This window comes from Pseudomonas sp. PI1 (assembly GCF_000812405.1).
Classification (GTDB): domain Bacteria; phylum Pseudomonadota; class Gammaproteobacteria; order Pseudomonadales; family Pseudomonadaceae; genus Pseudomonas; species Pseudomonas citronellolis.
The window spans coordinates 26,384-46,309 of record NZ_JWMC01000031.1 but is presented as its reverse complement, the minus strand read 5'-3'; the positions used below and the strand labels follow the sequence as shown (position 1 = coordinate 46,309).

At 63.3% G+C, this 19,926-nt stretch carries 13 protein-coding genes and 1 pseudogene; 6 read left to right on the top strand and 8 right to left on the bottom strand.

Features of this window, described 5'->3' with window-relative positions:
- Together RN02_RS11360 and RN02_RS11355 are read right to left on the bottom strand one after the other, a co-directional pair.
- Positions 1-383, bottom strand: a 383-nt coding sequence (locus RN02_RS11360) for a two-partner secretion domain-containing protein (RefSeq protein ID WP_043314590.1), incomplete at its 3' end; no start/stop codon positions are given.
- Positions 384-665: 282 nt separating this feature from the next.
- Positions 666-938, bottom strand: coding sequence for a hypothetical protein (locus tag RN02_RS11355; protein WP_043273782.1), 273 nt, complete (start codon positions 936-938; stop codon positions 666-668).
- A gap of 415 nt (positions 939-1,353) precedes the next feature.
- On the opposite strand from RN02_RS11355, the gene RN02_RS11350 reads away from it, so the two are divergent.
- From RN02_RS11350 to RN02_RS11345, 4 genes and pseudogenes are all read left to right on the top strand, one after another.
- Positions 1,354-8,022 (top strand): DUF3320 domain-containing protein, encoded by a 6,669-nt coding sequence (locus tag RN02_RS11350; RefSeq protein ID WP_043273780.1) that lies wholly within the window; start codon positions 1,354-1,356, stop codon positions 8,020-8,022.
- A gap of 102 nt (positions 8,023-8,124) precedes the next feature.
- A pseudogene (locus tag RN02_RS34685) lies at positions 8,125-8,271 on the top strand (DUF4236 domain-containing protein); the annotation flags it as partial.
- A gap of 81 nt (positions 8,272-8,352) precedes the next feature.
- Complete coding sequence (locus RN02_RS32245) at positions 8,353-9,225, top strand: hypothetical protein (RefSeq protein WP_232245061.1); 873 nt, start codon at positions 8,353-8,355, stop codon at positions 9,223-9,225.
- Between the two features lie 558 nt (positions 9,226-9,783).
- Positions 9,784-10,056: a hypothetical protein gene (locus RN02_RS11345; RefSeq protein ID WP_043314588.1), complete on the top strand. Its 273-nt coding sequence runs from the start codon at positions 9,784-9,786 to the stop codon at positions 10,054-10,056.
- Positions 10,057-10,150: 94 nt separating this feature from the next.
- On the opposite strand, the gene RN02_RS11340 is transcribed toward RN02_RS11345, so the two are convergent.
- On the bottom strand, positions 10,151-10,849 hold the full coding sequence (locus tag RN02_RS11340; RefSeq protein WP_043314586.1) for a B3/B4 domain-containing protein: 699 nt from the start codon (positions 10,847-10,849) through the stop codon (positions 10,151-10,153).
- Between the two features lie 277 nt (positions 10,850-11,126).
- On the opposite strand from RN02_RS11340, the gene RN02_RS11335 reads away from it, so the two are divergent.
- Positions 11,127-12,011, top strand: a complete 885-nt coding sequence (locus RN02_RS11335; RefSeq protein ID WP_043314585.1) for a DMT family transporter — start codon at positions 11,127-11,129, stop codon at positions 12,009-12,011.
- A 354-nt stretch (positions 12,012-12,365) separates the two neighbouring features.
- On the opposite strand, the gene RN02_RS11330 is transcribed toward RN02_RS11335, so the two are convergent.
- From RN02_RS11330 to RN02_RS11320, 3 genes are all read right to left on the bottom strand, one after another.
- Entirely contained in the window at positions 12,366-13,694 is a 1,329-nt protein-coding gene (locus RN02_RS11330; RefSeq protein ID WP_043314584.1) for an MFS transporter, read from the bottom strand.
- Between the two features lie 78 nt (positions 13,695-13,772).
- A complete protein-coding gene (locus RN02_RS11325) occupies positions 13,773-14,852 on the bottom strand; it encodes a C45 family autoproteolytic acyltransferase/hydolase (RefSeq protein WP_043314583.1) in 1,080 nt (359 codons plus the stop codon).
- 57 nt (positions 14,853-14,909) lie between these two features.
- On the bottom strand, positions 14,910-16,649 hold the full coding sequence (locus RN02_RS11320; protein ID WP_043314582.1) for an amidohydrolase: 1,740 nt from the start codon (positions 16,647-16,649) through the stop codon (positions 14,910-14,912).
- Between the two features lie 104 nt (positions 16,650-16,753).
- Here RN02_RS11320 and RN02_RS11315 point away from each other — a divergent pair, with 104 nt between their 5' ends.
- Entirely contained in the window at positions 16,754-17,668 is a 915-nt protein-coding gene (locus RN02_RS11315) for a LysR family transcriptional regulator (RefSeq protein WP_043314581.1), read from the top strand.
- Positions 17,669-18,059: 391 nt separating this feature from the next.
- On the opposite strand, the gene RN02_RS11310 is transcribed toward RN02_RS11315, so the two are convergent.
- On the bottom strand, positions 18,060-18,851 hold the full coding sequence (locus RN02_RS11310) for a substrate-binding periplasmic protein (RefSeq protein WP_236695178.1): 792 nt from the start codon (positions 18,849-18,851) through the stop codon (positions 18,060-18,062).
- Between the two features lie 103 nt (positions 18,852-18,954).
- Complete coding sequence (locus RN02_RS11305) at positions 18,955-19,833, bottom strand: alpha/beta fold hydrolase (protein WP_043314579.1); 879 nt, start codon at positions 19,831-19,833, stop codon at positions 18,955-18,957.
- Between the last annotated feature and the right edge of the window lie 93 nt (positions 19,834-19,926).

Genomic DNA, 19,926 nt, shown 5'->3' with positions numbered 1-19,926 from the left:
ACTTCGGTGTAGCCCTTGAGTTGCGAGGGGCTGCCGCCGGTGACTTCGTTGAGGATCTTCTGCGCCGCCTGGCCCTTGAGGTTGGGGTTGCCGAGGATTATCCCGCCCAGCTGGGTGCCCTGGGTCTTGCCGGTGGCGTTGTTGAGGATCAGGCCCTGCTGGCCAACGCCGTAGTCGCTGAATTTATTGTGCGAGAGACCGCTGCCGTTGGGCGTGGCGATGTTGACGATGGGCACGCCGTTGCCCGCCGCGCCGATCTGCGTGTTGCCGCCGGCGGCCGCATCCACCGCCAATTGGGCGGCGGCTGCGACTATCGGATTGAGGAACAGAAGGCCGGCCAGGGCGCTGGCGATGGCCTGGTGGAGGGGGCGGCGGATGTCCATATCGGGGGGCTCGCGCGGGGTAATCGTTGACCCGGCGGACTCTATTCCCCTACTCGGCATGGGGCCTTGAGGGTTTCCAGCCCCCTTGCGTAAGCCTTTTCCGAATCAAGCCGCCTGGCGGAACTCCCCGCCCCCAGGTGCGCCAGGGCGCACTTCGCACGCGGCTGTGGCGATGGGTATCGCTTCGCTCAACCCATCCTGCGGGGCTGCTCCACGGAGCAGACCGATCGCCGACAGGACAGACCTGCCACTGCTATCCGTATGAAGCGAGGTCCCTGGCCCTCACAGAACGGCCATGGTGCCTGGCCAATAGAGGGCGACGCCGAGAGCGCACAGACCTGCAAAGGTCAACGAAGGGTGCCTTTGGCCATATGACGTGCGTGCGAGTTTCCAATCAGCGGCTGTATAGGCCAGGGCAAAAACGGGGAGCGCGTAAACGCCCATAGACCAGTAAGCGCCGCCGACGTCATGGATATATCCCATGTAGAAGGTCGAGCTGAAATACCAGAAGGCCCCCCAGATGGCAGTGAAGGCAATCACCCTGACTAACATCATCTCGACTGCTCCAAGTAGCTCCAATGAGCCCCCATCCCCCCCCTTCCCACGCCATAGCACTAGCAGGAATCGAGGACTCACCATGCCCAAAGAAAACACCATCTCCGTCAACCCCATCTTGGAGCAAGCTCAGGTGTTCGCCAGCATCTGGTCTCTCGTAGATGGCCCCTTTGACAAAAGCGGCGCCATGGGGATCGGGAACGGACGTACAGCATCGTAAGCATTCAGAGCCCCGAGTCCACATGACTTGTTCCATTCCCTATGCGGCTCGTCAGCATACCCCGTTGGCCACTCGCCATCATGCCCCCCGGCAGTTAGGATGACGAGATGCATGGAAGCGCGCGTCAGGGGAGGACCTGATTCGAGAGTCTTCCGCCACCGGGCGTCATGGCCCGGTTTGAACAAGGAGAGCGGCATGAACGACGAAGTTATTGCACAGCCCGACAGCGAGCTGCCCCAGGATTCGCAAGCCACCGTCCAGGCTGTAGAACCTGCTCCGATAAAAACCGTTCGCATTCAGACCACACTGGTAGCAAAGCTGAATCTGGCCGACTTCCAGAATTCGGTACCAGTGATTCGGGAGTTGCGCCTGGTCAATGATACTGACCTGAAATACAACGACCTGGAACTTCAGCTCCTATCCGACCCTCTCGTCTTCAAACCCAAGACTTGGCACATCGACGCTCTGGGCCCAGGTACATTTCTTCCAATTCCCGGGCTTGACCTGCAAATCGATGGTGCACTGCTTGCTCGACTTACTGAGACCGAGAGCGCAACCGTTACCTTCGTTCTGACGGCTCAGGGCAATGCTGACGAAGAGCGCCAAGAAGTCGCTCGTCATGAACTCAATCTGGAATTGCTGCCACGCAGCCAGTGGGGAGGGTTATCACATCTTCCCGACATGACGGCAGCATTCGTCCAACCTAACGACATCGCTGTCGAACGGCTGCTGAAAAAAGCAGCGGAAGTTCTGCGCGCTCAAGGCAAAAATCCCGCGCTGAACGGATACTCCGGTGGTTCCGCGCACGCCTGGGAGATCGCATCGGCGATCTGGGCTGCAGTGGCGTCTCTTAAGCTGGATTACGCGCTTCCTCCAGCCAGCTTCGAGCAATTCGGCCAGAAAGTACGCAGCCCGAACCACATCTTGGAAAGCGGCTTGGCAACCTGTTTCGACCTGTCACTACTGTTCTGTGCAGCGTTGGAGCAAGCAGGCCTCAATCCCCTGCTGATATTCACGCGAGGGCACGCGTTCGCGGGTTTCTGGCTCAAAGCCGAAGAGTTCTCGAACAGCACAGTCGACGACATCACCGCGCTGCGCAAACGCATCAAGCTCAACGAGCTGAAGCTGTTCGAGACCACGTTGATTACTCAGCCAAACATACCGTCGCTTTCATACGCCATTGAGCGTGGCACCCAGCATCTTGCGGAGGGGCAGGAGCATGATTTCGAGCTCGCCTTGGATATCCGGCGCGCGCGGCTGCAAAGAATCAAACCGTTAGCCAGTGCAGAAGCGACGCCAACCCTCACGGGCATCACTCAAGAACAGAACCGGGCTGGCCAGGAACTGCTCATTGATTTGCCGCCTGACCTTCCTGATGACGCTCCTGTTGAAGTCGATACTGCCTCGTTGGATCCGAAAGATCGCCTCGCCCGTTGGCAACGAAAGTTGCTCGATCTGTCCTTGCGCAACAACCTTCTGAACTTCAAAGCTGGAAAGAAGGCCGTACGGCTAGAAGCTCCAGATGCCGCAGCACTCGAGGACATCCTCGCCAGCGGGCAACACCTGAAGCTATTGACACGTCCGGATCTCATGGATGGTGCCGATCCACGCGATCAAGCCCTGCATGAAGAACGAGAGCGCGAAGATCTACGACGTCAGCATGCTTTGGATGCTTTAAAGCGCAACGAGGTATTTGTTGGCTTGCCCGCTGCTGAGTTGGACTCCAGGCTCACCGAGCTTTATCGCGGTGCCCGAACAAATCTGCAAGAAGGCGGCTCCAACACCCTGTTCTTAGCACTGGGCTTCCTCACCTGGACACGCGAGGACAGAGAAAGCCAACGTTATCGGGCACCGCTGATTTTGGTACCGGTAACGCTAGAGCGGAAGAGCGCTCGTGCAGGCTTTACCCTGGTTATTCACGATGATGAACCACGCTTCAACCCGACGCTTCAGGAGATGCTCCGTCAGGACTTTGAACTGAGCCTGGGCATCAGCGAAGGAGAGCTTCCTAAGGACAGCTCCGGCCTTGATGTAGCGCTGATCTGGAGAACGGTTGCCCACGCGGTCAAAGACATCAAAGGCTGGGAGGTCAGCGAAGATGTCGTCCTTTCGATGTTCTCGTTCGCCAAATACTTGATGTGGAAAGACCTCTCGGAGCGCTCTGAAGCCCTTCGCCAGAGCCCAGTGGTCAGACATCTACTGGATACTCCACGCGATGCATTCAACGGCGGCGGTAACGGAGCATTCCCAGCAGAACGGATGCTGGATACGCAGTACAGTCCACAGCAGATCTTCTGCCCTCTGCCCTCTGACTCGTCACAACTTTCAGCTGTCTTGTCGGCAACGCAAGGGCACGACTTTGTTCTGATCGGCCCGCCGGGCACCGGCAAAAGTCAGACGATCGTGAATATGATTGCCCAGTTCATTGCGCAACAAAAACGCGTGCTCTTCGTCTCTGAAAAGATCGCCGCTCTGGATGTGGTATACCGGCGTCTACGCGAAGTTGGCCTGGGGGAGTTTTGCCTCGAGGTTCATTCGAACAAGTCGAAGAAAACTGAAGTTCTTTCTCAACTGCACTCAGCTTGGGAGGCTCGTGGTACCGCTGATGCAGAAACCTGGCAGGTCGAGGCCCAACGCCTGCAGGGCCATCGCGATGTTCTGAACCTCTATGTCGAGAGACTGCACAAACGTTACCCCAACGGGTACACGATCTATAACGCCATTGGCATAGTAAGCACGAACCAGGACATCGCCCCGGTCAGCCTCGCATGGACATCGCATTCACAACATCAGTCCGCCGATCTGCTCGCCATGCGGGAAATCGCTGACCGCTTGGAGGTAAACGCACAGGCTGTCGGTTTCAACACGCTAAACCAACACCCTCTGCATCTGATTGGAAACAGCGACTGGTCTCCCACCTGGCAACACCAGATTATCGAAGCGGCACGCGAGTTGGGCCCGGCCATCCATGCGGTGCAAAAAACCAGTGAGCGCTACATCCAAATGTCTGGCCTGCCCTCGTTGCCGGTCAATATCAGGATACTCAAAGGTCTAGCTACTCTGACGAAGATCCTTCCCGCTGCCGCCGGACAGAACTGGGGTTTCGTGCTCCGCCCCGACGCCCGTGCCATCGGGCAACGTCTGGAGGCGGGCCTGAAACTCGTCGAGCAGCACCGCAAGCTCAATCAGACGCTCCCCCCTGTCTGGACGTCCAGCACCTTGGAAGAATGCCAACGCGGCCTGGGATTGTTGGCGCTACATGCTGAGCTCAAAGCTGGCCTTCCCCAACCCTGGCCGGTGTCGAGCATGATTCTGCTAAACCAAGGCCTGGAACTCCTCTCCGAGGTCGAACGAGTCACACAGACGTTGTCCGTTGGATATTCCGATGCCATTGAGGCGCTGGATGTCCAAGCGCTGCTGAAAGAATGGGAGCAAGCCAGCAAATCGATCTGGCCAAAATCCTGGCTCACTCAACGCAGGATCCGCGGCCAGTTAGCAAATACCCAAGTATCCCCTGCCTCGGCATCAGTCGCTGAGGATCTTCAACGTTGGATAGCCATTCGAGAACTCCGTGCCCGCCTCGATGTGATTGATCCAGGGCAATCTTCCAGCGCTGTTTGGAAAGGCTTCAAGACTGATCCTGCACTTCTGGTTGTAGTCATGCGCCTGCAAGCGTCGCTTGCAGCGTCCGTCGAAGGCCGCGCATGGGCAGATGAAGGTTTTGATCTCATCAGTCAGGGGCAAGCTGGTACAGCGCTGAAGGAAACGCTTGAGCGGATGCGAGAAGTTCGGACTCTTGAGGGGGAGATTTCCACACTCGACCCACTCGCGCTGACTACAGGATCGCTCTGGGCTGGTCTGCAGACCCAAGCCAAGGCACTCAACGCTGCAGTGGCATTCCAACGTGCACGACGGTCTATCCAACAGGAAGGACGCTTGGAAGACGAGCATGAGCTCGTTGCTAGTGGCGCCTGTGGTGAATGGCTTCAGGGGGAGCTGAAAACTCTTCGGCAACGTGAAGCAATCGAACGAGAGCTGAACGACCTGGCAGACCTGCGTGAACTGACCACAGGCCTGTGGTTGGGGTTGCATACGAAGGAGGATGCTGTCGCCCGCGTACTCAAATTCCATGTTCACATTACCGGCGCCATCTCTGCACTTGTCCAGACACCGGAGCATGTCGAAGGTGTGAGGTCTGCACTGGGGCGCTTGCTTGGTGATGCCAATGCCCTGCTCGAGCCCGAGGGGCAACTGGCCCTGGCAGGCGAGCAATTGCTGGAATCGCTAGATAACTACATCGCCCATATGCAAAAGCTCGTCGAGACTGGACATTTCTTGGTCGAAGATGCAGCCGGCTTCACGGAACAGGAACTCAGCCAACAGCATTTGCAATGTGAGCAGATCGTGCAATCCGGCAATGGCTTACACGCCTGGTGCGCCTGGAAGAAAGCATGCGATGAAGCATCAACTCTCGGGCTGCTTCCGCTAGTCGATGCCCTCAAAGCCGGCCATATTCCGCAAGGCTCCGTACGCAAGGCATTTGAAACGAACTATGCCCGTTGGTGGCTAAACACAGCTGTTGATCATGAACCTGTCATACGCTCATTCGTGAGTGTCGAGCATGAGCAACGCATTCGTGATTTTCGTGCTCTGGACGACCGCTTCACAGCGCTAACGCGCGACTTGTTACGCGCACGCCTGTGTGCCGAATTACCCACTCAGGAGTCGGTGAGCAAGAGCTCGGAATGGGGCATTCTTAGGCACGAGATCACAAAGAAAACACGCCACCTTCCGCTACGCGAGTTGATGTCGAAAATTCCTGATGCACTGACAAAACTGACACCGTGCCTGTTGATGAGTCCGCTCTCCATCGCCCAATATCTGGCTGCAAACTCGAGCGTCTTTGATGTGGTGATCTTCGACGAAGCCTCGCAAATCCCAGTTTGGGATGCTATCGGCGCGATCGCCCGAGGTAAGCAGGTAGTGATGGTTGGTGACCCCAAACAGCTTCCGCCCACGTCCTTCTTCGACCGCGCCGAATCCACTCAGGACGACGGTGATATCGAGGCTGATCTCGAAAGCATTTTAGATGAGTGCATCAGCGCCAACCTGCCAATCCGCAACCTGAACTGGCACTACCGTAGTCGGCATGAGAGCCTGATTGCGTTCTCGAACCAGCGCTACTACGAATCCAAGCTGGTCACCTTCCCCTCCCCCGTTACGACTGATCGGGCGGTCAGTCTGCACATCATCAATGGGGTGTACGAGAAAGGCTCCGCACGCACCAACCCGGCAGAAGCCAAAGCACTGGTCAATGATTTGATCAGCCGGCTGCGCAGCCCTGGTTTCAGAGAGAGCAAGCTAACCATCGGTGTCGTGACATTCAACGGCGAACAACAAAAGTTGATCGAGGATCTACTCGATACTGAACGCAGAAAGGATCCAACGCTGGAAAGCTACTTCTCGGAGAACGAACTTGAACCAGTCTTCGTGAAAAACCTGGAGAGCGTCCAGGGTGACGAACGCGACATCATGTACTTCTCGATCACTTACGGCCCTGATGCTGCGGGAAATGTCGCAATGAACTTCGGGCCCCTGAACAGAACCGGCGGTGAGCGCAGGCTCAACGTTGCCGTGACCCGGGCTCGCCATGAGCTTCGCGTCTTCAGCACTCTGCGAGCTGAGAAGATAGACCTTGCACGCACCCAAGCTCTGGGAGTCCGCGATCTCAAGCACTTCCTCGAATTTGCCGAGCGCGGCGCTCGCGCACTTGCTGAAGTCGATACCGGAAGCCTGGGTGGATACGACAGCCCATTCGAAGAGGCTGTTGCAAATGCACTGCGCCTAAAAGGTTGGCAGGTCGTCACCCAAGTGGGTGTGTCCTCATTCCGAATCGACCTCGGGGTTATCGATCCTGACGCTCCTGGGCGATACCTCGCTGGCATTGAATGCGACGGAGCGACCTATCACCGCAGCGCGACCGCTCGTGATCGGGACAAACTACGTGAACAGGTGCTGAGAGGGCTGGGATGGGAAATTCTGCGTATCTGGTCAACCGACTGGTGGATTGACTCGCATGGCACAGCACAGAAGATCCATGAACGCCTTGAAGTCCTGTTAGCTGAAAGCCGTCAGCAACGAGTCGCACGCAAAGCCCAAGAGCAACTAGCGACCATTACTGCGGAAAGCGAAATCGCCAACAGCGACAATGTTGTCGAATTGCACAGCGACAAATCCAACCTCGAGTCGCCGGACACATCCTCGCTCGAACCAGAGCCAGAACTGGATGAGGCTGAGATTCCAAACCTGCGCTACGCCCATGCGGGAGCAGACGTAGCGCGCTCCTCAATGGCCTTCGCTTACTACCGCGAGAGCGATCCGCTCAGTGCAGTGGAAGGCGTGGATCCGGACGCTTTCTTCGATACACGCTATGACGCCGTCCTGGACATGATGATCAAGCATGTGATCGAAGAGGAAGGACCAATCCTCGATACCACGCTCGCGCGCCGAATCGCTCGTGCGCACGGATGGACACGCACAGGTGCGCGAATCCGTGATCGAGTCGCAAATGTGGCAGATCGCGAACACAGCAAGGTTGAAGAGGACGTAGGGCAGTTCTACTGGCCTCGCCGGTTACCAACTCGCGAAGCAATCGCTTACCGACGCCCTGCAGACGCCACTAACATGCGCTCCGCCGATGAGATCTGCAGTTTGGAACTTCTTGCACTGGCACGTGCACTGACAGATCAGAGCCTCGTAGGCGATGACTTGCTCTATGCCATGGCTCGAGAACTTGGACTGAGCAAAGTATCTGCTTCGAGTCGAGCCAGGATCCAGGGGGTGATCGATAAGCTGCTTTCCTGAGCTGCTTGTTGACCATTCGGACACTGCTATAGCTGCGCAAGACGGCCGTTCGGTGGAGAGATACTCCACCGCTAGGAGCCAGTCGCTCAGCCCGGAGGGAACATGGGTCTATACATTCGCAAGTCCGTTCGGGTTGGGCCGTTCAGGTTCAACCTGTCGAAGTCCGGAATAGGTGTCTCGGCGGGCATCAAAGGGCTCAGGGTAGGGACTGGACCGAGGGGCAACTACATCCACATGGGCCGCGGAGGCTTTCATTACCGCCAGACGCTTTCACCGAATGGCTCAGCACCTGCCATTGCACCGCCCAAACCAACACGAGTCCCCTCCCCGGTGCTCGACACCCAATTGCGCACTCACGAACCTCTCAAGGAAATTGACAGCGGCAAGATTGGGTTGATGGTTGATTCTTCATCTCAAGCAATCGTCGATGAGCTGAATGCTAAACGTAAGCGTTTACGCCTTTGGCCTCTCGTCGCAGCCCTCACAGTCGGTGCGTTCGTCCTCACAGCGAATAAGCAGCTTCCCCCCTGGGCTGGCCTCATGGCGCTAATCGTAGGTGGCTTGCTTACGTTGGCGACTTATTACTGGGACTTGCTGAGAAAAACAACCGTAATGCTTTACGACATCGAGTCAGAGTTCGCAGGTGTCGTCGAGCAACTGCACACCGCGTTCGAAGGAGTCCGAAGCTGTCGAGCGACCTGGCATCTACAGGCCCAAGGGAAAGTGCTTGATCGCAAATATCACGCCGGTGCCAGTCATCTGGTGACTAGGAGCTCTATAGCGCTTGCACTCAAAAACCCGCCCTTCGTCAAAACCAATGTTGCTACACCCTGCATCCCAGTAGGTCGCCAGACGCTATATTTCTTCCCGGACAAGGTGCTCGTATTCGAAGCCAACGGAGTGGGCGCTGTGTCCTATGAAAACCTGAAGGTTGACATTTCAACGACCAACTTCATCGAAGATGGTGCTGTTCCGAAAGACGCCGAGATCGTCAACACGACCTGGAAATTTGTGAACAAAAAAGGTGGCCCAGACAGACGCTTCAAGAACAACCGAAAGCTACCCGTAGTGCGCTACGAAGAAGTTCAATTTTCGAGCAATACAGGCTTGCTCGAGCGCATTCAAATATCTTGTGTGGGACGCACATTCAGCTTGGCGCAAGCAATCAGCAGCATTGGCCACGTACAAGGGGAGCGCCAGTAGCTACCTTCCTCAACCCAACACAAACGAGCAGAGCAGGCGGCTCTGCGGTTTCAAGCCCGGCCCTGACCATCAAAACAGAACACAGCCGGCTTTTGTGGTGGCGGCCTTGGCCATGGCGGCTGCGGTGTTGGGCTACCTCTTCGGCCTGTGACGCGAGCTGCGGATTCACCTGAAATTTCCCACCCACATTCTCCCTTGTGGGCCTACAAAGGCCGTCGCTAGATTCGCTCCCTGTCACGGTCAATCCCGTGGCCGGGGTGTCGCAGCCCCGTGCACCGTTGTTCGCGTATAAGCGCCAAAGCATTCCTGCACAGGCGCTTTTTCTTGCCTGCTGCGTAGTGCAGTCATGGCGGATCGTGCGGGGCAGGCTTCGGCCTGGCCGGTTATATGCGCATCAACGGTGCCGGTACTGCGACCCCCGCACGATCCGCCGCCCCTCTCTCCGGGCTGGCGGTTTCTCCCTCCCAGAAGGAGCAACGGAAATGCACTGTCGCTTACATCTTGCTGTGTTCACCTTGCCGTCCCCCCTGCCCTGCGTCCTCGCCCTGGAGGTGTGCCATGGTTGATCCGAAACTGGTGCCGCTGCACCATCAGTCCTTCGAGGATGTTCTGTTCGTGAATGCCGGCGCGCCCGCGGCGCATCTGTACGATGCCGCCGCGCGCCGTCTGGCGGCGCTGGAGGACCTGTTGCACGTGCTGGAATGCCACGATGGCGACGACGTGCTGGTGCAGGAAACCTCGCGGTTGGCTTCGGCGCTGGTGCCGCTGGCCGGCGAGGCGCGGCACCTGTACGAGTTGGCCCAGCAACGGGCCGAGCGTAGCGGCGGCTGATCGCGCCGCCTGGATGGCCGAAGGCCGGGGCCTGTGCTTCCTTGTGGAGGCGCGGGCTCCGGCCTTCGGCTTTGATGGGCAATGGGTAGCCGGGTCAGTTCGCTCCGGTGTCGCTCACCAGCAGCTGCTCCACCCGCACGCCCGGCATCATCCGCCGCAGGCCCTCGGCCAGGCGCTCGCCGGCTTCGTGCAGGGCCTCCAGCGGCATGGCCGGCAGGCTTTCGAGGATGAACCACATCTGCCGGGCCTCGGCGTCCAGGCGCGTGCGCACGCCCTGGCGCCAGTTCCAGCGGCGGCAGGTGGCGCCCAGGTCGTCGCGCCAGATGACTTCGCCGGGCAGCGGCGGGTCGTTGGCCGGCTGGCCTTCCTTGAAGGTGTCGAACGGCTCGCTGCCGTCGGCGATGGCCAGCCGCGGCGTGCCGACGTAGGCGGCCAGGTTCTCGCCGCCCACCGGCAGCGCGTACTGGATGCTGATGGCGTTGTAGAGGTCCACCAGCGGGTCGATGCTCGGCAGGCTGCCGTCGCGCAGCACGCGCTTGCGCAGGGCTTCCACCGAGCAGGGGGTGCGCTGGGGCTTGGCGCCGAAGCCACGGAACACCTCGGCCCAGGCGGCGATGTGCGCCTCGGCCCAGGCCGGGCCGCCGTCGAGCAGCACCCGGCAGGCGCGCTCCACGGCCTCGCCGGCTACCTCCGGGCGCAGGATGGGCGCGGCCTCGGCCGTCAGGCTCAGGGCGCGGAAGCCGGGGGCCAGGCGGGCGACCTCAGGGTCGATCAGGGGCAGTACGGGTTGCATCGAAGCGTCTCTCTATCGGCGGTCGGAGGGGGCTGGCGCGGGCTATTTCTAGCACCGCGGCGGGGCGCACTCCAGATCGACTCCGATGATTTCAGCGAATGCGCGATCAGTTTTCCTAATGCCCGGGGCGTGTGGTTCGCCCGGCTGGCATCGCTGCGGCATGCAGACAGCCAGAAGCGACAGCCCCCTTCCCGCCGAGCTGGCCGTTCGGACAAGATAGACACGCCCCGCCGGGGCGCTTTCGCACGTGTCCCCTTCCCTTTTCTGCCGGTGCCCCATGCAACCTCGCGATCTCGTCGCCTACCTGTATCTCGCTGTGGCCTGGGGCCTGTCGTTCCTGGTGCTGCTCAAGGCGATAGCCGGCTTCGGCTGGGTGGGCGCGGTGAGCTTCCGCGCGCTGATCGCCAGCCTCACCCTGCTGGCGGCGGCTCGGCTGAGCGGGCGGGTGCTGGACTTCCGCGGCCTGTGGCGGCCGCTGTGCGTGGTGGGCGCCACCACGGTGGCCGGCCAGCTGATCGGCATGACCTTCGCCACGCCGCTGATCGGCACCGCCATGGCGGCGATCTTCGTGGCGGCCATCCCGCTGTTCTCCATGGTCATCGGCCGCCTCTGGGGGCTGGAGCGCATCACCCTGGCCGGGGCCTTCGGGCTGGCCCTGGGGCTGCTGGGCATGCTCCTGCTGGTGGGCTTCCCGGCGGTGCCGGTGACGCCTTCCTTCATGCTCGGCTGCGCGGCCTCGATCTTCGGCGGCGTGTGCGCGGCCTTCGGCAGCAACTACGCGGCGCTGCGCCTGCGCACGGCGGGCCCCTGGGAGGTGACCTGCGGCGCCTTCCTGGTGGGCGGTCTGCTGACCCTGCCGCTGCTGTACTGGGTGCCGCCGCCAGGCGTGCCCTCGGCGCTAGACGTGCTCTACCTGCTGCTGTGCGGCTGCATGATGAGCGCCTTCAACTACGTGGTGTACTTCCACCTGGTCGCCCGCATCGGCGCCACCCGCACCATCAGCGTGGAGTTCGTGGTGACGGTGGTGGCGGTGCTGGTGGGCGCGCTCTGGCTGCACGAGCCGCTGTCGCTGGTACAGGGGCTGGGGGCGCTGATCATTCTGGCGGGGTGTGCGTTGGTGCTGGGGTTGGTGCCCGGGGTGAGGCGGCGGGGGGCGGTTTGAGGTTGGGGCTTCGGGCTTCGGGTTTCGGGCTTTGGGCTTCGGGCTTTTGTAGGAACGAGCTTGCTCGCGAACAGAGTTACCCGGTAGCTGTGGTGCTTCGGATTGACTCCGTCCCCTCTCCCCAGCCCTCTCCCTGAAGGGAGAGGGAGCTTGTCCGTGCCGAGAGAGGGAATGGAGTCAGCCGGAAACCTTCGGTGTTGCCGGCTGACTCCAGAACATCCAAACACACCGAACGGTCCCCTCTCCCTTCAGGGAGAGGGTTAGGGAGAGGGCGCTCTTCAGGGCCCACACCATGCCCAATTCGAAGCCCTGTTCGCGAGCAAGCTCGCTCCAAAAAACAAAAAGCTCCCCGCCTCAGGACAAACTACGCACCCCCTCCCCCGTCGACGCCACGCCGCTGTCCACCTCTTCCATCTCCAGATACGCCGTCTCGCGCATCACGAACGAACAAACCGCCACCAGCGCCATCGCCGCCGCGCCATACAGCGCCACGTAGACCGGCTGGTGACCACTGGCGATAAGGATCGCGGTAGCCGCGCTGGAAGCAGTCCCACCACCCAGCGCAGCCCCCAACTGGTAGCTGGCGGAAATGCCCGAATAGCGCATCCGCCGCGGGAACTGTTCGGCGAGGAAGGCCGGGATCGGGCCCTGGGTGGCGCCCATGAAGAAGCCCACGGCCAGGTAGGCCAGCAGGGCCAGCGCCAGGTGGTGGGTGCCCAGCAGCGGGAAGAAGGCGAACAGCCCCAGGGCCATGATGGCCGCACCGAAGATCATCACTGTGCGGCGGCCGTAGTGGTCGGACAGGTGGCCGAAGAACGGCGCCGAGATGACGATGGCGATGGACAGCGCGAAGTCGAACAGCAAGGCCTGGCTGCTGCTGTAGCCGATGTCGGTGGCGTAGGCGAGGAAGAAGGTGCTGATGTAGGCCACGGTGATGTAGCCGAAGGCGATGCCGGTGCACAGCAGCAGCTCGCGCGGGTGCTGGCGCAGGGCTTCGAGCAACGGCAGGCGCGCCTTGGGCTGGGCCTTGGCCGGTTGCGCCGGCGCCGGGTTCTGCAGGCGCGCGTAGAGGCCGACCAGCACCAGCACGCCGCCGAGCCAGAACGGGATGCGCCAGGCGATGCCGCCCAGGTCGTCGTCGAAGGCCAGGCTGACCAGGGCGAACACCGCGGAGCCGAAGATGCCGCCGATGCCGATGCCCATGCTCGTGAAGCTGCCCCACAGGCCGCGGCGGCCGCGGGGCGCCACCTCGATGCCGAACAGCGCGGCGCCGCCCCATTCCCCGCCCGCGGCGAAGCCCTGCACCAGGCGCAGGCCCACCAGCAGGATGGGCGCGGCGATGCCGAGGCTGGCGTAGTCCGGCAAAAAGCCGATCAGCAGGGTGCTCATGCCCATCAGCAGCAGCGTGGCGACCAGCGCCTTCTGCCGCCCGTAGCGGTCGCCCAGGTGGCCGAACACCACGCCGCCCAGGGGCCGGGCGAAGAAGCCGGCGCCGAAGGCGGCGAAGGCCACCAGCACCGCGGTGAGGCGGTCCATGCCGGGGAAGAACAGCTTGGGGAAGACCAGGGCGGCGGCGTAGCCGTAGATGACGAAGTCGTAGAACTCCAGCGCGGTGCCCATGCCGGAGACGCAGAAGGTTTTGAACGCCGAGCGCGAGCCGGGCGTGGGGGTGTGGTCGATCATGGTGGTCTGCTCTTGTTCTTGTGGCAGCAGTGTTCCGCGCGGCGGCCGGGTGGCCGCCGCGGGGGTGGGTCGTTCAGCTCAGAAGCGCAGGGAGCCGTCGCGGGCCAGGGCCTGCGGATTGCCGGCGTGGTACTCCAGGTTGCAGCCGACGCTGTCCAGGCCGATGGTCAGCAGGGTTTCCCAGCGCTCGGTGTCCGGCTGCGACAGGTCCGGGTGGAAGCACACCACCGCCTGCTCGCCGGCCTCGCCGCAGAAGGCTTCGGCGCGCTGCGCCAGGCCCTCGCGGGCCATGCCCGGGGCCATGGCCGCCAGGTGGTCGAAGCGCGCGTAGGTGGTGGAGACGTCGGCGGTGCGCTCGCCGCGGGCCTGCTGCGGGTCGACGAAGTGGTTGGTGTGCAGCACCCAGCCGTCGGCGCGCGGCGGCACCACGGCGGTGGCCGCCGGGCTCATCTCGATGCTGGCGGCGCGCAGTTCGGCGTCGTCGCGGCTGAAGCAGGTCAGCACGGTGGAGGCGCTGACGCGGGCCGAGCCCACCAGCTCGATGGCCTCGGCCACGCTTGTGGCCTCTTCCAGCACGCGGCGGGCGATGGCGTGCACCGGCACCCCGGCCTCGGCGTTGTCGCCGGCGTGGTGGAGGATGTTGAAGTGCATGCCCAGGCCGGCGCTGTTGACGCCGATCTTGCCGAGCATGCCGAACTCGGTGAACAGCTTGACCGTCAAGCCGCTGCCGGCGGCCAGCTGCAGCAGCAGGCCGTGGGGCACCAGGCTGTCGTGCCAGTCCCAGGTCTGGATGCTCAGCGGCGCGGCGGCGCCGTGGGGCGCGTAGACCGCGGTGGAGCACTCGCCCTCCACCGGCTGCGCCGGCATCACCGCGAGGATTTCGGTGCGCGCGTTCAGCGCCGCCAGTTGCCACAGCGGCAACTGCACGCCGGCGGCCAGGCCTTCGATCTCCCGGGCCAGCGCCGGGCACCAGGCGTCCAGCGCGGCCAGGCTGGCCTCGCCGATGCCGCGCACCTGTTCGGCGGGCACGCCCACGCGGGGGAAGAAGTCGAGGTACAGCGCCACTGTGCGCCGAATCTGTTCTGCCCACCGCTCTCCAATCTGCCGCCCGCGCTCGAACGGCTCGCGGGTTTCGCTCACGAAGGAATGGATGATCACTGCAAGGCTCCTTTGTCGATTTGGAAAAACGCTGGGCGGGCTTCCCCGCCCGGCTGATCAGCGCTGGGCTGTCAGCGGCCGGTTGTAGACTTCGCGGCCGGCGAACCAGGTGGTCAGCACCTGGGTGTCACGCAGGGCTTCGGGTTCCGCGGTGAAGACGTCGCGGTCCAGCAGCACCATGTCGGCCTGCTTGCCGGGCTTGAGCGAACCGATGCTATCTTCCAGGCGGAGCATGCGCGCGGCATTGAGGGTGTAGGCCTGGAACATCACCTGGCGGTCGATGGCTTCGTCGGCGTTGAGCACGCCCTTGGGGCCCTTGCGCGTCACCGCCTGGTAGATGGCCTTCCACGGGTCGGGCGTGGTGATCGGCCAGTCGCTGGCCCCGGCGATGGTGGCGCCGTGCTTGAGCAGGGAATGGGCCGGGTAGGTGTACATGAAGACCATGGCGTCCACGTAGGGTTTGACGAGGTCGATGCTCGATTCATCCGCACTGGCCCAGTAAAGCTGCATGGAGGCGATCACGTCCAACTGCCTGAAGCGCTCGAAGTCCTTGGGGTTGACCATCTGCAGGTGGGTGATGGAGTGCGGGATGCCGCTGTGGCGGTCGCGGCGCGCCTGGGCCATGCCGTTGAGCGCCTCGTGGATGGCGCGGTCGCCGATGGCGTGCACGTGCACCAGCCAGCCGCGGGCGTCGGCGGCGCTGACCAGCTCGCCGAAGTGCTTGGGGTCGATCAGCAGTTCGCCGAACTTGTGCGTGTTCTTGTAGGGCTCGAGCATGGCCGCGCTCTGCGCCGGCACCTCGGCCACGCCGTCGGCGAAAATCTTGATGCCCGGCAGCGTCAGGTTGGGCACGCCGAGGAACTGCTGGCGCACCTTGTCCAGCTCGTCGAGGTCCTTCGGGGTGGCCTTGGAGTCGGCCATCAGCAACGCGGCGACGTGGGCGGACAGGTCGCCCTTCTCGGCCAGCGCCTTGTAGATCGGCAGCACACCGGTGGAGGCGTTGGTGATGTCGGCGCCGGGGATTTCGTTGGCCAGCGGGTCCATCCAGGCGGTGATGCCCAGGCTGTTGTAGTAGCGCAGCGCGGCATAGGCGCCGCGGGTCAGCTCCTCGGTGCTGGGCAGCGGCAACAGCGCCTGCAGCGGGTAGAGCCCGGCGTCCACCAGGAAGCCGTTGGGGGTGCCGTCGGCGTGGACGCCGAGGGTGGCTTTCTCCTCGCCCTTGAGCGTTGCGACTTTCGCCGCGTCCACCTTGGCGAGCTTCAGCATGGCCTGGTTGGCCCAGCCGGTGTGCAGGTCCCAGCCGACGAAGAGGATCGGCACCTGGGCCCATTCGCCCTGGTTGAAGGTCTTCTCCAGCCCCGGGATGTCGCCCCAGTAGGTGGACGGCAGGCCGCCGACGCTGAGGAACTCGCCGCGCTTCGCCTTGCCGTTGTCGCGCCATTCGCGCAGCTTTTTCTCAAGCTCGGGCACCGGCAGCAACTCGCCGTCGAGGTTGGCCTGGAGCATCTGCAGGCCGCCCTTCACGGTGTGGCTGTGGGAGTCGATGAAGCCGGGCATCAGCACCTTGCCCTGCAGGTCGACGACGCGGGTGCCGGCGGCCTTCAGGCGCAGCACCTGCTCGTCGCTGCCCACCGCCAGGACCTTGCCGTTCTCGATGGCCACCGCCTGTTGCAGGCCCTGGCCGGGCTCGGCGGTGTAGACCTTGCCGCCGTGGAGGATGAGGTCAGCGGCGGCCATACTTTCCGCTGAGGAAAAAGCACAGGCCATGGACACCAGCGCCGGAATCAGTATTTTCATGGGTTCGCCCAGATTCTTGTTGTGTGAACGCAGGTTAACCAAAGCCCGGCACGGCTTTAATGCCGATTTTTTGCACAACTTCTGTGCCTGACAGGAATAGATAAATGGACAAGATGACCGCCCTGACCATGTTCGTCGCCACCGCCGACCACGGCGGCTTCAGCCGCGCCGCCGAACACCTGGGCAAGACGCCCTCGGCGGTGACCAAGGGCGTGGCGCAGCTGGAGGCGGAACTCGGCGCGCGGCTGTTCGAGCGCACCACCCGGCGCATGGCGCTGACCGAGGCCGGGCAGATCTACCTGGAGGGCGCGCGCCAGGCGCTGCTGCACCTGCAGGCGGCCGGCGCGGAAGTGGAGCAGTTGCAGAAGGACCTGCGCGGCACCCTGCGCATCGCCGCCCCGCCCTCCTTCGCCCCGGCCTTCCTCAACCAGGTGTGCTGCGCCTTCCTCGAGGATTACCCGCAGGTGCGCCTGGAGGTGGACCTGCAGGACGAGTTCGCCGACCTGGTGGAAGGCGGCTACGACCTGGCCCTGCGCGACGGCCCTGTCGACCTGCCGGGGGTGATCGCCCAGCCGCTGCTGGAGAACCACCTGCTGCTGTGCGCCAGCCCCGCGTACCTGGCGCGCAAGGGCATGGACGTGACCCTGGAGAACTACACCGAGCACGACTGGCTGATCTTCCGCCACCCCATGCTCAACCGGAACTTCTGGTGGGTGAACCGCGACGGCGAGCGCATCCGCCTGAAACAGCCGGTGCCGCGCCTGGCCAGCGACAACTACGACTTCCTGCTCGCCTGCCTGCTGGCTGGCCGCGGCGTGCAGTTCCTGCCGCAATGGAGCGCCCTGCCCTACCTGGCCCGCGGCGAACTGGTGGAACAGCTGCCGGACTGCTGGCGCGACCAGAGCGCCTTCGGCGCCACCATCCACGTGATGTTCCTGCCGCACCGGCGCAACACGCGCAAGGTGCGGGTATTCATCGAGGCCCTGAAGGCGCACCTGCGGGCGCAGGGGTTGGGCTGAGGCCCGGCGCATGACGCTGTTGTAGGAGCGGGCCCTGCCCGCGAATCGCGCGCAGGGCGCGCTCCTACAGGGGAACGGCGTAGGTGGGGCAGCGTAGGAGCGGATCTCATCCGCGATCCGCGCCGGGGCATCCGGTTATCGCGGACAAGGTCCGCTCCTACGGGGGGAGGACTACCGTGCCTGACCTGTAGGAGCGGGCCCTGCCCGCGATTCGCGCGCAGGGCGCGCTCCTACAGGGGAATGGTGTGGGTGGGGCAGCGTAGGAGCGGATCTTATCCGCGAACCGCGCCGATACCTCCGGCTATCGCGGACAAGGTCCGCTACGGGGGGAGGACTACCGTGCCTGACCTGTAGCGGGCCCTGCCCGCGAAATCGCGCGCAGGGCGCGCTCCTACAGGGGGCTCAGGTAACGCTGCAGGATCGCCTGGTACTCCCCGCCCTCGACCAGCTCGCGCATGGCCCGGGCATAGCGCTCGACGAACGCCGGCGTGGTGCTGCGCTTGCTGAAGGCGACTTCTGCCGCATCGCTGGAAACCACCACGGCGGTGGGGCCGATGCGCTTGCTCAGGCCCAGTTGCTCCAGCTCGTAGAGGCCGCTGTTCTCGTCGGCGATGATGCCGTCGAGGCGGCCCTTGTCGATCATGTGCCAGAGGTTGCCGCGGCTGGGGTTGAAGAACACCCGGCTGGCGAAGTCATGGTTGGCGAGCAGCTGCTGGTAGGACTCGCCATAGCTCACGCCGACCTGCGCGCCCAGGCGGAACGAGGTGCCCAACAGGTCCAGCAGGCCATGCAGACCGTCCCGGGCCGGGTCGCCCTTGCGCATGAACAGGATGTTCCGCGAGGGCTGCAGGATGATCCCGGAGAAGTAGGCGTAGACCTCCCGCTCCGGCCGGCGGAAGGCCCCCGGCAATACGTCGAGGCGGCCCTGCTCCAGCTCCTTCAGCGCCCGCGCCCAGGGCAGCTTGACCAGCGTCACCTGGCAGCCCAGGCGCTCCAGGGTGAGCCGGTTGATGTCGACGTTGATGCCGCCGATCTCGCCATTGGGCAGGAGCATGCTGAAGGGCGGGTCGTCGTCCCAGCGCAGGGTCTTGCCGCAGGCCGGCGCCAGGGCCGGCAGTAGCGCCAGCAACGCCAGGCACAGGCGGGGCAGCAGGGACGCGAATCTCGTTGCGGCTCGGGACAAGGTCACGGCTCTCGGCATTATTGTGTCCGGCGAGTCTAGTGGTTCGCGGTCTCTGTCAGCCAGAGCCGTATGACCATTCCGTCAGGCAAAAGCAACCGCCTGGCTAGACCGCCACGCCGAGCAGCCGCGCGATCTCCTCGGCCACCAGCGCCGGTTCGCTGAGGATCAGCCCGTGGCCCGAGCGCTCGGCCAGCACATGGCGGCCCTGGGGCGACTGCCGGGCGCGGTAGGCATGGGCGGCGTTGGCTGCCGCGCGGATGCACTCGCTCATGCCGAAGTCCGCCAGGGCGCCGGAGATGACTGTCAGTGGGATATCCGGTAGCACCGGCGGTTGGTTGCGATAGGTTTCCAGCGCCGCCACCAGGCCGGCCAGCTCGGCGCCGCGGGTGTGCATCACCGACATGCTGAAGCCTTCCCGGCGCAGGTCGGCGAGTACGTCTTCGGGTAGCACCGCGATGGCCTTGCGGTAGCAGCGCTCCAGCAAGCCGCAGCGGGCCAGCAGCCAGCTGGCCGCGTGGGCGAATTTCTCCAGGCGGCGGAAGGCCGGGGTGAAGATCAGTTCGCAGGCTTCGTCGGAGACGTCCGCCAGCACCAGCCCGGCGATGCGCTCCGGCCGCGCGGCGGTGGCGGCGCGCACCAGGGGGCCGCCGCCGCTGTGCGCCACCAGCACGAAGGGCCCGGGGCCGAGGTGGTCGAGCAGGTCGTTGAGGTCGTCGGCCATCCGCTGCATGCTGCGCGGCCGGGCGTCCGCCGGGCTGCGGCCGAGGCCGCTGCGGTCGTAGACCACGGCGCGGGTCCACTGGGCCACCAAAGGCTGGACCAGCCCCCAGAAGGAACGGCTGGCGGCCAGGCCGCTCTCGAACACCACGGTGGGCGCCTGCCCTTCCGCCGGGCCTGGGAGGGTCTGGTAGAACAGCTCGCGGCCGTCGCGGGTTGGTGCCAGGCCGGGGGTGCCCTGGGTGGGTGCGGGGGCTGGGGGCATGGGGTGTCCTGGTGGGGTGTGGCGGTAGGTGGCGAATGATAATCATTATTTGTAGATTGGCGATATGTTGTTGCCTTGGTGTGTCTGGTTGCC